The 12,414-nt window shown below is 66.4% G+C and carries 13 protein-coding genes; 9 read left to right on the forward strand and 4 right to left on the reverse strand.

Features of this window, described 5'->3' with window-relative positions; translation table 11 throughout:
* Window positions 1-729, forward strand: coding sequence for a respiratory nitrate reductase subunit gamma (gene narI, locus G6N42_RS02355; protein ID WP_163736856.1), 729 nt, complete (start codon window positions 1-3; stop codon window positions 727-729).
* A gap of 17 nt (window positions 730-746) precedes the next feature.
* On the opposite strand, the gene G6N42_RS02360 is transcribed toward narI, so the two are convergent.
* Entirely contained in the window at window positions 747-1,160 is a 414-nt protein-coding gene (locus G6N42_RS02360; protein WP_163725517.1) for a group III truncated hemoglobin, read from the reverse strand.
* Window positions 1,161-1,206: 46 nt separating this feature from the next.
* Between G6N42_RS02360 and G6N42_RS02365 the strand changes: the two genes are divergently transcribed.
* From G6N42_RS02365 to G6N42_RS02385, 5 genes are all read left to right on the forward strand, one after another.
* Complete coding sequence (locus G6N42_RS02365; RefSeq protein WP_163725521.1) at window positions 1,207-1,881, forward strand: helix-turn-helix transcriptional regulator; 675 nt, start codon at window positions 1,207-1,209, stop codon at window positions 1,879-1,881.
* Window positions 1,878-2,303 carry a hypothetical protein gene (locus G6N42_RS02370; RefSeq protein WP_163725525.1) on the forward strand — a complete coding sequence of 142 codons (426 nt, stop codon included), beginning with the start codon at window positions 1,878-1,880 and terminating at the stop codon, window positions 2,301-2,303. The genes G6N42_RS02365 and G6N42_RS02370 overlap by 4 nt, the downstream gene beginning before the upstream one ends.
* A 22-nt stretch (window positions 2,304-2,325) precedes the next feature.
* Window positions 2,326-2,745 (forward strand): pyridoxamine 5'-phosphate oxidase family protein, encoded by a 420-nt coding sequence (locus G6N42_RS02375; RefSeq protein ID WP_174261997.1) that lies wholly within the window; start codon window positions 2,326-2,328, stop codon window positions 2,743-2,745.
* Between the two features lie 64 nt (window positions 2,746-2,809).
* Window positions 2,810-4,219 (forward strand): WS/DGAT/MGAT family O-acyltransferase, encoded by a 1,410-nt coding sequence (locus tag G6N42_RS02380; RefSeq protein ID WP_163725528.1) that lies wholly within the window; start codon window positions 2,810-2,812, stop codon window positions 4,217-4,219.
* 5 nt (window positions 4,220-4,224) lie between these two features.
* Window positions 4,225-4,665, forward strand: a complete 441-nt coding sequence (locus G6N42_RS02385) for a pyridoxamine 5'-phosphate oxidase family protein (protein ID WP_163725531.1) — start codon at window positions 4,225-4,227, stop codon at window positions 4,663-4,665.
* Between the two features lie 45 nt (window positions 4,666-4,710).
* Here the strand turns inward: G6N42_RS02385 and G6N42_RS02390 are convergent, their stop codons facing one another.
* The 3 genes from G6N42_RS02390 to G6N42_RS02400 are packed head-to-tail and all read right to left on the reverse strand — an operon-like array spanning window position 4,711 to window position 8,222.
* Window positions 4,711-6,258, reverse strand: coding sequence for an ATP-dependent DNA ligase (locus G6N42_RS02390; protein WP_163725534.1), 1,548 nt, complete (start codon window positions 6,256-6,258; stop codon window positions 4,711-4,713).
* Between the two features lie 21 nt (window positions 6,259-6,279).
* Window positions 6,280-6,648, reverse strand: a complete 369-nt coding sequence (locus G6N42_RS02395; protein WP_232076061.1) for a GatB/YqeY domain-containing protein — start codon at window positions 6,646-6,648, stop codon at window positions 6,280-6,282.
* 41 nt (window positions 6,649-6,689) lie between these two features.
* Entirely contained in the window at window positions 6,690-8,222 is a 1,533-nt protein-coding gene (locus tag G6N42_RS02400) for a molybdopterin-dependent oxidoreductase (RefSeq protein ID WP_163725540.1), read from the reverse strand.
* A 98-nt stretch (window positions 8,223-8,320) separates the two neighbouring features.
* Between G6N42_RS02400 and G6N42_RS02405 the strand changes: the two genes are divergently transcribed.
* The 3 genes from G6N42_RS02405 (at window position 8,321) to G6N42_RS02415 (ending at window position 12,306) form a co-directional block, all read left to right on the forward strand.
* Window positions 8,321-9,088, forward strand: coding sequence for an SDR family NAD(P)-dependent oxidoreductase (locus tag G6N42_RS02405; RefSeq protein ID WP_163725544.1), 768 nt, complete (start codon window positions 8,321-8,323; stop codon window positions 9,086-9,088).
* 71 nt (window positions 9,089-9,159) lie between these two features.
* Window positions 9,160-10,896 (forward strand): ubiquinone-dependent pyruvate dehydrogenase, encoded by a 1,737-nt coding sequence (poxB, locus tag G6N42_RS02410; protein WP_163725547.1) that lies wholly within the window; start codon window positions 9,160-9,162, stop codon window positions 10,894-10,896.
* A gap of 48 nt (window positions 10,897-10,944) precedes the next feature.
* On the forward strand, window positions 10,945-12,306 hold the full coding sequence (locus tag G6N42_RS02415) for a neutral zinc metallopeptidase (protein ID WP_163725551.1): 1,362 nt from the start codon (window positions 10,945-10,947) through the stop codon (window positions 12,304-12,306).
* Window positions 12,307-12,414 lie beyond the last annotated feature (108 nt).

Raw genomic sequence — 12,414 nt, forward strand, 5'->3', positions numbered from 1 at the left:
GTGTCGGGTTGGGAGATCTTCTGGGATGTGGTGCCGTATGTGACGCTCGCGATCGTCATCGTTGGCACCTGGTGGCGTTACCGCTACGACAAGTTCGGTTGGACCACCCGCTCGTCGCAGCTCTATGAGTCGCGGCTGCTGCGGATCGGCAGTCCGCTGTTCCACTTCGGCATGCTGGTCGTCATCATCGGGCACATCATCGGATTGCTGATCCCAGAGTCCTGGACCAGGCTGATCATGAGCGACCACATGTACCACCTGCAGGCGGGGATCCTCGGCGGAATCGCCGGTGTCGCCACCTTGGCGGGTATCGCGCTACTCGTGTACCGGCGCCGGACCAACGGGCCGGTGTTCATGGCGACCACCGTCAACGACAAGGTGATGTACCTGGTGTTGGTGCTGGCCATCGTCGCCGGGCTCAGCTGCACCCTGATGAGTGTTACACCGCAAGGTGCAGAGCACGACTACCGGGAGACGGTGTCACCGTGGTTCCGCTCGATCTGGGTGCTGCAGCCGCGCGGCGATCTGATGGTGCAGGCGCCGTTGTATTTCCACATCCACGTGCTGATCGCGCTCGTGCTGTTCTGCATCTGGCCGTTCACCCGGCTGGTGCATGTGTTCAGCGCGCCCATCGGCTACCTGTTTCGGCCCTACATCGTGTACCGCAGCCGTGAGCTGTCGGGTGGTAACCAGCTGGTGGGTTCGCATCCGCGGCGCCGAGGTTGGTGACTCAGCCGGGTCCGATGTCACGCCCTGATGCCGGCTGTCGGTGCGTCGAGCTCGCGCGCGTCGGCGCCTCTGAGCCTGCGGTGCATCGCCCTCGCGATTCTGCCTGCTTGTGTCTTCGCGCGATCAGCCGCCGGGCCGTCGTACATCTCGTCGACCGTCGTTTCCCATAGCCCGAGCCAGCGCGCGAAGTGCTTGGCGTGCAAGGGATGCCGACGGTCAAGTTGGCGGTGAACCACCAGGGCGTTACCGCGATAGAGTCCGGCGCGAAACAGCACGGTTTCCCAGAAGTCGCACATCACCGGAAGGTGTGATTCGAGTCCTTGCGCGCGCAGCTCGCTGAACGGCTCGGCGAGGACATCGTCGGCAAAGACCTGGCCGTAGAAGCGCCGCAACAGCACCTCGACGTCATCGCGGTTGGCCAAGTCGCCCATGCTGCCCCCTTTGTTTCTACAAGAGCATTTGTATAAACTCTAACCCATGTCGAGCGCGCCGACACTGAGCTCCGTGTCACAGCCGTCCGGCCGTCGCGAAGGCGTCCTGGCGGCTCTGAGGGATGCAACCGATGCGATGAGCATTGCGAACCTAGCGGAACAGCTTGAGGTGCATCCGAATACCGTGCGCTTCCACCTCGACGCCCTGGTCGCCGACGGCAGGGCCGAGCGGGTCGAACCGGGTCGCAAGGGCCAAGGCCGGCCGCCGCAGTTATACCGTGCGGTCGCAGGGATGGATCCCGGCGGGACACGGCGCTACCGAATGCTGGCCGAGATCCTCACCTCGGCGCTGGCGGGCGACCCCAACGCCAGCGCCAAGGCACTCGAGGCGGGCCGCGCGTGGGCTGGCAGGCTGAGCCATCCGCCCCGCACCAAGCTTGGTGTCCGGGCGTCGGTCAATCGGCTGGTCGGCCTGCTCGACGACCTCGGGTTTGCCCCGCAGCGGCGGGAGAGCGACGGCGAAGTCCAAGTCGGACTCCGTCATTGCCCGTTTCTCGAACTGGCCGACGAAGCTCGTGGGGTGATCTGCCCGATTCACCTCGGCCTCATGCAGGGTGCGATGGCGACGTGGCGCGCGCCCGTCGCCGTCGACCGCCTGGAACCCTTCGTCGAGCCGGGCCTGTGTCTGGCTCACCTCACCCTCGATGAGGAGGCGTCATGAGCGCGGGTCCGGCAGTCGCGACCGCATTGACGTTCGTTTGGCTCGGCATGGTCCTGGCCATCTCCTTTCTCGAGGCACCGCTGAAGTTCCGGGCTCCCGGCGTGACGCTGCAGATCGGGCTCGGCATCGGCCGGTTGGTCTTCCGTGCGCTCAACAGTGCCGAAGTGCTGATCGCCGTCGGTATCACTGTCGCGCTGGCGCTGAACCACCCGCGTACCGGCATCGTCGTGGCGTTCGCCATCGCCTTCGGCGCGCTGATTGCCCAACTTGCCGGTGTGCGACCGCGATTGACACGCCGCTCCGACGCGGTGCTTGCTGGTGAGAATGCCCCACGCTCTCATGCCCACTATGTCTACGTGGCATTGGAGGCGGTGAAGGTCATCGCGCTGATCGTGTGCGGAATTCTGCTGCTGGCCAGCTGAAGCGGGTCCCTACACTGCATTCATGGACGGTGAACCGATGGAGGTCCTCTCGGCAGACGAGAGCTGGAACCTGTTGTCGAGCCGGACGTTGGGCCGTCTGGTCACATGTGTGGACGGCTACCCAGAGGTCTTTCCCGTCAACTTCGTCGTCCAGCGCAGAACCGTCCTGTTCCGCACCGCGGAATTCGCCACCAAACTTTTCACCGTCGTGATGAATGCCCACGTGGTTTTCGAGGCCGACGACCACACCGTGTCGGAGGGCTGGAGCGTGATTGTCAAGGGCATCGCGCAGGTGCTCAATACCAGCGACGAGATCGAAGAAGCGGAGCGCGCGCAACTGCTGCCGTGGACGGCCGGGATGAAGCCTCGATACGTGCGGGTGGAGCCGACCGAAATCAGCGGTCGCCGCTTCCGATTCGGATCTGCGGCCGTCACCGACTGACTGCCCTTCAACTAGGGGCCTTTGGCCCCTAGGGCTGCGGACCGGAACCGCCGACAGTGGACTCATGGAGCAATTGAGCACGCTCGACGCGGGATTTCTCCACGCCGAGGACTCCGACCGCCACGTCAGCCTGGCGATCGGTGCCGTGGCCGTGCTGGCCGGACCGATGCCCAGCTTCGATTCCTTGACCGCGACCATCGGTGAGCGCGTTCGGTCGGTTCCCCGCTTCACCCAAGTGCTGCACACCCAGCCCCTGGACCTCGGGGCTCCGCACTGGGTCGAGGACACCGAGCTCGACATCTCCCATCACATCCGGCTGGCGGCGCTGCCCCGGCCCGGAGACGACGCGGCCCTGTCCCGCTGGGTGGCCGAGGTCATGGAGCGGCGCCTCGACCGTGAGCGGCCGCTGTGGGAATGCTGGATTGTCGACGGCCTGGCGCACAACCGGTGGGCGATCCTGATCAAGGTTCACCACTGCATCGCCGACGGAATCGCCGCCACGCACATGCTTTCCCGAATCTGCGACGACGGCGCCGGTGACACCTTCGCGACCGAAATCCGCGCCGCGCACGAGTCGACAGACGGTCTGCGGCTGCCCGTGCTCACCCTTAACCCGGTCGACTGGGTCGCCGGGGCGTGGCGTACCTCGGTCGGCGTGACGAGTGCCGTGGCGCAGGTCCTGTACGGGGCGGCCGAGATCGCGGCCGGTCTGCTGCGGCCCGCGGCGACGTCGTCACTGACCGGCCCGCTGACCAGCATGCGGCGCTACGCTTCGGTCGAGGTCTCGATGGAACACGTGACGAAGATCTGCAATCGGTTCGACGTGACCATCAACGACGTTGCGCTGGCGGCGATTACGGACAGTTACCGCACGATGCTCCTCCGTCGTGGCGAGCGGCCCCTGCCCGACTCGCTCCGAACCCTCGTTCCGGTGTCGATGCGCTCTGCCGATGCAGCCGACGAGACGGACAACCGTGTCTCGGTCATGCTGCCGTGCCTGCCCGTCGAGGAGGCCGATCCCGTCGCGCAGCTGCAAACGGTGCACAAACGACTCACGCGGGCCAAGGCCAGTGGCCAGCGCCAAGCCGGGAACATCTTCTTCTCCGCCGCGAAGGCAATTCCTTTCGCGCTCACGGCGTGGACGGTTCGGACGTTGACCCGGCTGCCTCAGCGCGGCATCGTGACGCTGGCGACGAATGTGCCTGGACCGCGAAAGCGCTTGCGGGTCATGGGCCGAGAGGTCATCCGGCTGCTGCCGATTCCGCCGCTGGCGCTGAATCTGCGCACGGGCATCGCGATCATGAGCTACGCGGACCACCTTGCGTTCGGCATCATCGGCGACTACGACGCCGCGCCTGATGTCGAGGAACTGGCGATCGGCATCGAGCGTGCGGTCGAACGTTTGATGTCCGTCAGTGCCGGCTACTGGCGTTCCACACCCGTGGGGACGCTCTCACTCGTACAAGGGGGCTGAACACGATGCCGAACACCGGAGAACTCGACGTCCTCAACCGCAGGCAGTGCCTGGACCTCCTTCAGGACGTTCGGGTGGGGCGCCTCATCTTCACTGAAGACGCGCTGCCGGCGGTTCAGCCGGTCAACTTCCGAATGTGGCGCGACGACGTAGTGATTCGGGTCGCCGGCGGGGCCAAGCTGGCCGCCGCGAGCGACAACCTCGTCGTCGCCTTCGAGGCCGACGAGTTGGACCCTGACCTGCGCAGCGGATGGAGCGTGACCGTCGTCGGGCACGCGCAGCCGATCACGGGCGTCGAGGATCTGGTCGAGATCGCGGGCACCTTCGTGCAGCCGTGGGTCCAGGGTCGACGCGACCACTTCATCCGCATCCGGACCGAGAAGATCACCGGACGCCGCTTCCGCGAACGGGGTTTACCGCAGTATCACGCTGCCGCGAGCGGCTAGCTCGCCCCTGTCGAACGGATCCGGCATGGTGGGACCTTGGACGGATCAGTCGGCGCGCTGGTAAAGGTCGCGAACGGTGTCGATGGTGTCGGCCTCCGCGGGGCTCTTGTCGTCGCGGTAGCGCAGGACCCGCGCGAAACGCAGTGCCATTCCGCCGGGATAGCGCGATGACGTCTGCACGCCGTCCAGCGCGATTTCGACGACCTGTTCGGGGCGCACCTTGACGACATAACCGTCGGTCGGGCCGTCGGCGAGTTCGAGGAAGCGGGCGGTCTGCCATGCCAGCATCGCGTCCGTCATCCCCTTGAAAGTCTTTCCGAGCATGACGAATTCGCCAGTCTGGGCGTCTCGCGCCCCGAGATGGATGTTCGACAGCTTGCCGGTTCGCCGGCCCGACCCCCATTCGACTCCGAGGACCACCAGATCCAGCGTGTGAACCGGCTTGACCTTCAGCCACCCGGCGCCGCGACGGCCGGCCTCGTACGGCGTCGACAGCGATTTCGCCATGACGCCTTCGTGGCCGGCGGCCAGCGTGACCTCGAGGAAATTCTGCGCCTGCTCGGCGTCGTCGGTGATCAACCGGTCGACGCGCTGGGCCTTCGGCACGATTGCGTCCAGCGCCGCGATGCGTTCACTGGTCGGCAGGTCCAGGAGGTCGGTGCCGTCGAGGTGCAGCAGATCGAAAACGAACACCGACAGGGGTTGCGCCGTGCGGGCCGCCGCGATGTCGACCGAGCGCCCGAACCGTGACGCGGTCACCTGAAACCGATGGGGACGACCGTCGGGACGCAGCGCAATCGCTTCGGCATCGGCGATCAGATCGGTGACCGACAGCGCCAATGTCGCATCCACCACCTCGGGCAGCCGTGCGGTGACATCGTCGAGGCTGCGGGTGTAGATCCGGACCTCGTCGCGCGTGCGGTGAATCTGCACCCGCGCGCCGTCCAGCTTCGCCTCGAAAACCGCTGCGCCACCGATACGTTCAAGTGCCTCGGCGACCCCGGTGGCGGTTTGGGCGAGCATCGGACCGACGGGCTGGCCGACCTCGAGCCTGAACTCCTGCAGCGCAACCTCGCCCCCCGTCAGCGCGGCGGCCGCGACGGCGGGAAGATCGCCGCCGAGCATGGCCGCGCGGCGCACCGCGGCGACGGGAACATCGGCGGCCTTCGCGACCGCGTCGGCCATCACTCCCACCAGGGCCCCCTGGCGGAGTTCGCCGCCGAGCAGGCGTCGCAGGAATGTCTGTTCGGCATCGGTGGCCTGACCGAACAGTCCCGCGACCAACTCGGCACGCCGAGCCTGGGAGCCCTTGCCTGCGACCGTCCCGATCTCGCTGAACCGGGCATCGACAGCAAGGACGGTCAGCGACGCCTCGGCCGCCGCGGGCGGCAACGATCGAAGCGCCGCCCAGCCGACGCCGATCTGGCGCTGCGGCAGCTCGCCGGACAGCCACGACACGACCACCGCGACCAGCGCGGCATCGCCCTCGTCACCAGCGCGGCGCAGCAGGTCGGCGATCCTGGCGATCTTTTTCAAACGGGCCGAAGAGGCGCCGACCTCGGCGGAGGCGGTGACGACGTCACGAAGCTGCACGACCCCAGCCTGGCACGGGTGTCAGACATCTCCGAGTAGGCCGGTGAGCACCGCGGCTTCCGCGCGGAGGCTGGCGGCGCGTTCGGTGTGCCCTCCGCTGCTCACCTGCTCGGCCGCGGCCAGCCGCTCGTCGACCTCGGCCCGCACCAGGTCGCGAATCTCGTCGTCGGACAACTCCCGGCGCGCCACCTCGGCAGCACCGAGCCCCACCACCCCGCCGGCGATGGCCTCACTCCCCGGCGCGTCGATGTCCACCGCGTCGGGGGTTTCGGCGTTGTCGATGGCACTCAGGGCCGAGCGCAGCGCGGACACCCGGGGGGCGTCGCGCTCTTTGCGGGCGGCGAGTAGCGCATCGCGCAGGGTTTCTCTCCAAAGCTGTGCAGCGGTCACGGCACGCCAAACTAGGCGGCCGAGGCCGCGACCGCAGCTCATTATTTGACTGCGAAGGAGACGGTGTGCCAGCCGGTGGCGCCGTCGGGAATCGGGTCGGCCAGGTCGGCCGTCTGGACAGCACCGGTGTTGTCGGTGGCGCGCACGGAGATCGTGTGCATGCCCGGCGCTGTGGCCTGCCACGGAAAGCTCCACAGCCGCCATGTGTCGTCGGCGTAGCTCGCGCCGAGCTCGGCCTGATTCCAGTCGCCCTCATCGATGCGCACCTCGACGGCGCGCACACCGCGGTCCTGAGCCCACGCGACGCCGCCGAACCTCACCGCCCCCTGTGCCACGTCCTGGCCGCTGCGCGGCACGTCGATGCGTGACTGCGTTTTGATCGGTCCGCGCGCGGACCAGCCCAGCGGCGTCCAGTACCCCTGTGCGCGATCGAACCGGGTGACTTCGAGGTCGACGACCCACTTGGTGGCCGACACATAGCCGTAGAGGCCGGGTACGACGAGGCGCGCGGGATAGCCGTGTTCGGTGGGCAGCGGTTGACCGTTCATGCCGACGGCAAGCAGCGAATCGCGGTCGTCGGTAAGCGCTTCCACGGGGCTGCCCGCGGTGAACCCGTCGATCGACATCGACAGCACCATGTCCGCGTCGGAGTGAATACCGGCCTCCGCCAACAGGTCCCGCAATCGATAGCCGGTCCATGCCGCGTTCCCGATGAGATCGCCTCCGACGGGGTTGGACACGCACGTCAGCGTCACCAGCTTCTCGACGACCTCGAACCGTTCGAGATCCTCGAAGCGGTAGGTGATTTCGCGGTCGACCATGCCATGGATCCTCAACTGCCAGTCGGCCCGACTCAGCTGCGGCACCGACAGCGCGGTATCGATCCGGTAGAAGTCCTCGTTGGCGGTGACGAAGGAGGGCAGCGCGACACCTTCCGGTTGGACTGTCGGCGGGACCGCCGGTGCGGCGAGGTCGATCTTGGGCAGTGCGAAGGCGTTGCGGTCGCCCGCGACCGACGTCGTCAGCCGCGACAACACCGCACCCCCGACCCCGGTGAGCGCTCCCGCACCGAGGAATCCGAGTGTGACGAGTGACAGCCGTCGGCCGCGATCGGGGGAGTCCGTCGCGGGATCGCCTTCCGGTTCGTCGACGAACCGGCCCGACGTCAGCAGCCGAAGCACGGCGACACCGCAGAGGGTGCCGATGATCGTCGGGACGACGTCGGCCCAGCCCGCGCCCGCACGCGACAGCACGGCCGCACAACCCGCGGCCCCGGCGGCGACGATCGCGGCGCTGCCTACGGGTACGCGGCGCGTCTCGTACTGCGCCGTCACCGCCGCGATCGCCGCGATGACGGCGACCACCGCGATCGACAGGAACAGTTTGTCGGCCGTGCCGAACGTCTGGATGGCCCATTCCTTGACCGGGCCCGGCGTGAGATCGATGACGGCCGATCCGACGGCATTGCGTGCGTCGGCTCCAGGCCCGAAGAACACGACGAGCAGTTGGGTCAGGCCGAGGGCGACCGCCGCCGCCGCCACCCCCGCCATCGCCTTGGCGCCGCGCTCCGTCATGAGGCCAAGCTACCCACGCACCGACCCGAAAGCCTTAACGAAAAGTGACGTCAGCTAAGTTGCTTTACAGTCTGACCTCATTTTGGAAAGGGAACTAAATGGAGATCTCGGGCAAGAAGGCCATCATCGTCGGCGGGGCTTCAGGCTTCGGTAAGGCCACCGCTGAATTGCTGGCCAAGCGCGGCGCGAGCGTGGCAGTGCTGGACCGCCCGCAATCGAAGGGCAAGGAAGTCGCTGACGAGATCGGCGGCACCTTCTATGAGGTCGACGTCACCGACTTCGAGGGCACCGAGAAGGTCCTGCAGCAGGCCATCGACCAGTTGGGCGGCCTGCACATCATCGTCACGACCGCCGGCGGTGGCGCCGCCGAACGCACCGTGAAGAAGGACGGGCCGCACAGCCTCGAGTCCTTCCGCAAGTGTGTCGACCTCAACCTCATCGGCACCTTCAACATCAGCCGGCTGGCCGGCTGGCAGATGAGCAAGCAGGACCTCGTCGACGATGAGCAGGAGGAGCGCGGCGTCATCATCAACACCGCCTCGATCGCCGCCTTCGAGGGCCAGATCGGCCAGGTCGCCTACACCGCGTCCAAGGCCGCTATCGCCGGAATGTGCCTCACCATGGCCCGCGACATGGGCAGCCTGGGCATCCGCGCCCTCGCGATCGCCCCGAGCCTGTTCGCCACCGGCCTCACCGAGGGCATTCCCGACGAATTCGCCAAGGCGCTCACCAAGGACGCGGCGTTCCCGAAGCGGCTTGGCCGGCCCGAGGAGTACGCGAAGCTGGTGGCCGCAATCGTCGAGAACCCGATGCTCAACGGGCAGTGCCTGCGCCTGGACGCTGGACAGCGTTTCGCCCCCAAGTAGGACGGCGATTTCGGCGCGCCCACAGCCACTGAGCGACTGTTGGCGCGCCGAAATCGCATAGTGTGGCGTGGGTGGCGACTGTTGCTGATCACGTCATCGAGGCCCTGCGGATCAGCGGCGTACGCCGCGTCTACGGCCTGCCCGGCGACAGCCTCAACGGCTTCACCGACGCGATCCGCCGCTCAGGCGAGATCAGTTGGGAGCACGTGCGGCACGAGGAGACCGCGGGATTCGCGGCCGCGGCGGACGCTGCGCTCACCGGCGGCCTGGCCGTGTGCGCGGGCAGCTGCGGCCCCGGCAACCTGCATCTGATCAACGGTTTGTTCGACGCGCACCGCAGCCGCGTTCCCGTGCTCGCGATCGCTGCGCACATCCCACGCACCGAAATCGGATCGGAATACTTCCAGGAGACGCACCCGCAGGAGCTGTTCCGCGAGTGCAGCGTCTACTGCGAACTCGTGAGCACCCCCGAGATGGCGCCGCGCATCCTCGAGATGGCGATGCGCGCGGCCGTCGAGGAGAACGGGGTCGCCGTCGTCGTCGTCCCGGGTGAGATCTTCCTGCAGCGCGCTGACTCCTCCGAGTGGAATGCACGGCCGGTCGTTGCGACACGGTCGGTGGTGCGCCCCGACGACGAGACGCTGCAGCGGGCGGCCACCATCCTCAACGACGCCGAGGCGGTGACGATTCTGGGCGGCGCCGGCGTGGCCGGTTCACACGACGCCCTGATCGCCGCGGCGGCGACGCTGAACGCGCCGATCGTGCATGCGCTGCGCGGCAAGGAGTTCATCGAATACGACAACCCGTACGACGTCGGCATGACGGGACTGCTCGGCTTCGCGTCGGGCTACAAGGCGATCAAGGAATGCGACGCGCTGCTGATGCTGGGCACCGACTTCCCGTATCAGCAGTTCTATCCCGACAACGCGAAGGTCGTCCAGGTCGACATCCGCGGCCGCAACCTCGGCCGTCGCACCCCGATCGAGCTTGGGCTGGTGGGGTCGGTCAAAGACACCCTCGCCGCGTTGCAACCGATGCTCAGACAGAAGACTCAGCGCGAGCACCTGGACCGTTCGCTGCGCCATTACGCCAAGACCCGTAAGCGGATGGACGACCTTGCGGTCAACGATCGCGATCGCACCCCCATTCGACCTGAATACGTTGCCGGACTTGCCAATCGGCTGGCAGCCGACGACGTCGTGTTCACCGCCGACGTGGGGTCGCCGGTGGTGTGGGCTGCTCGTTACCTCACGATGAACGGCCGTCGCCGGCTCATCGGCTCGTTCAACCACGGCACCATGGCGTGCGCGCTGCCACTGGCAATCGGTGCACAAACCGCTTACCGCGACCGGCAAGTCGTGGCGTTGGCCGGCGACGGCGGGCTGGCGATGATGTTCGGTGAGTTGCTCACGCTGATCCAGAATCGGCTGCCGGTCAAGGTGATCGTGTTCAACAACTCGTCGTTGAATTTCGTCGAACTGGAGATGAAGGCCGCGGGCATCGTCAACTTCGGAACCGATCTGGTGAACCCTGACTTTGCCGCCATTGCTCAGGCGATGGGAATCTTCGGCAGGCGCGTCGAAGAGCCGTCCGATCTGGAGGCGGCCTTGGTCGAGGCATTTGAATTCGACGGACCCGCCATCATCGATGTGGTGACTGCGCGGCAGGAGCTGTCTATTCCACCTGCGATCACAGTTGAGCAGGCAAAAGGCTTCTCGCTTTACGCGATCCGGACGATTCTCGCCGGGCGGGCCGACGAGTTGCTCGACTTGGCGACGACCAATGTGGCGCGACGTATTCTCGACTGAACACCCGCTTGCCGCCCAAATTTTGATCTTGACCGCTAATGTTTGCCCATGCGCATTGGTGTGGCCGCGTTGGCGGCTGTCGTCTTGCTCGTGGCCGGCTGCGGCGGAGGCGGCAATTCGGCGCCGCCGTCGCAGACTCAGAAGGTCGCGGAGGGTGCGCCCGACATCAGTAACGTCAAGATCGAAGGTGACGCCTCGGCTCCGGCGAACAAGATCGCCATGCAGGCAATCGCGGATCTGGAGCAGTACTGGGCCGAGCAGTTCCCGAAGCTCTACGACAAGGAGTTCGAGCAGATCTCCGGCGGCTACTACGCCGTCACCGCGGACAGCCCCGCTCCGCCTTGTACGACGTCACCCGAGGAGGTTGCGGGCAACGCCTTCTACTGCTCGACCGAGGACGTCGTGGCGTGGGACGCCCAACAGCTGCTCCCTGAATTGCAGGACAAGTTCGGGCCTTTCACCATCGCGGTCGTGATGGCACACGAATGGGGTCATGCGGTTCAGACGCGGTCGAACTTCACGGGCCGCACCGTCACACAGGAGTTGCAGGCCGACTGCTTCGCGGGTGCTTGGTCACGACACGCGCAGGAAGACAAGGTGTTCGAGGTCAACGCCGCCGATCTGGACAGCGCCCTTGCCGGTGTTCTCGACCTGCGAGACACACCTGGCACGTCGAAGATCGATCCCAACGCGCACGGCAGCGGGTTCGATCGGGTCAGCGCTTTCCAGGACGGCTACGACAACGGGCTGGACAGGTGCAAGGACTACCGCGACGACGAACCGATGGTGCTCGCACTGCCGTTCAACGACGAAGAGGACGCGTCGCGCGGCGGCGACTCTCCGTACGACTCGATCGTCAACGGGGTGCCGTACGACATCGAGGATTACTTCACGCAGCTTTATCCGGAGATCGCCAACGGTCAGCAGTGGCGTCCGCTGGCGGGCATCGAGCCGTTCGACCCCGCCAACCCGCCGATGTGCGGCGACCAGTCGGCCGAGGGATACGCGCTGTTCTATTGCGTACCACAGGATTACGTCGGCTGGGACAACGTCGATGCGATGCCGGAGGTCTATCGGCAGGGCGGCGACTATGCGGTGGTCACGCTGCTCGCCACCCAGTGGGGTCTGGCGGCGTTGACCAGGCTCGGTGACGAGTCCGACGAGAAGACGTCGACGTTGCGCGGGGACTGTCTGGCAGGTGGCTATACGGCGAGCGTGATCCTCTACAACCGTCCCGAGACCAGTACGTACCGCATCTCACCCGGTGACCTCGACGAAGGCATCAAGGCGCTGCTGGTGTTTCGGGGTGACGGTGATGTCGAACGCCAGGGTGCTGGCTGGGCCAGGGTGGAGGCGTTCCGTAAGGGCGTGATCGACGGCGCCGAATCGTGCCTGACCTATCAGGCCTAGCAAACAGCTTCACAGAATCCGCCCTATAGCGGACAAACGCGCAACATTCTTGTCCATTAGCGGATATTCGCGCTCCTCAGGGCGTTGAGTTAGTGGTGCAGTATCGAA

The sequence above is a fragment of the Mycobacterium gallinarum genome (assembly GCF_010726765.1).
Lineage (GTDB): Bacteria > Actinomycetota > Actinomycetes > Mycobacteriales > Mycobacteriaceae > Mycobacterium > Mycobacterium gallinarum.

Coding starts and splice junctions, on each gene's coding strand:
- G6N42_RS02375 (WP_174261997.1), top strand. CDS start 2,326: ATGGACGGTGAACCGATGGAGGTCCTCTCGGCAGACGAGAGCTGGAAC.
- G6N42_RS02400 (WP_163725540.1), bottom strand. CDS start 8,222: ATGACGGAGCGCGGCGCCAAGGCGATGGCGGGGGTGGCGGCGGCGGCG.
- G6N42_RS02370 (WP_163725525.1), top strand. CDS start 1,878: ATGAGCGCGGGTCCGGCAGTCGCGACCGCATTGACGTTCGTTTGGCTC.
- G6N42_RS02405 (WP_163725544.1), top strand. CDS start 8,321: ATGGAGATCTCGGGCAAGAAGGCCATCATCGTCGGCGGGGCTTCAGGC.
- G6N42_RS02385 (WP_163725531.1), top strand. CDS start 4,225: ATGCCGAACACCGGAGAACTCGACGTCCTCAACCGCAGGCAGTGCCTG.
- G6N42_RS02380 (WP_163725528.1), top strand. CDS start 2,810: ATGGAGCAATTGAGCACGCTCGACGCGGGATTTCTCCACGCCGAGGAC.
- G6N42_RS02415 (WP_163725551.1), top strand. CDS start 10,945: ATGCGCATTGGTGTGGCCGCGTTGGCGGCTGTCGTCTTGCTCGTGGCC.
- G6N42_RS02365 (WP_163725521.1), top strand. CDS start 1,207: ATGTCGAGCGCGCCGACACTGAGCTCCGTGTCACAGCCGTCCGGCCGT.
- G6N42_RS02360 (WP_163725517.1), bottom strand. CDS start 1,160: ATGGGCGACTTGGCCAACCGCGATGACGTCGAGGTGCTGTTGCGGCGC.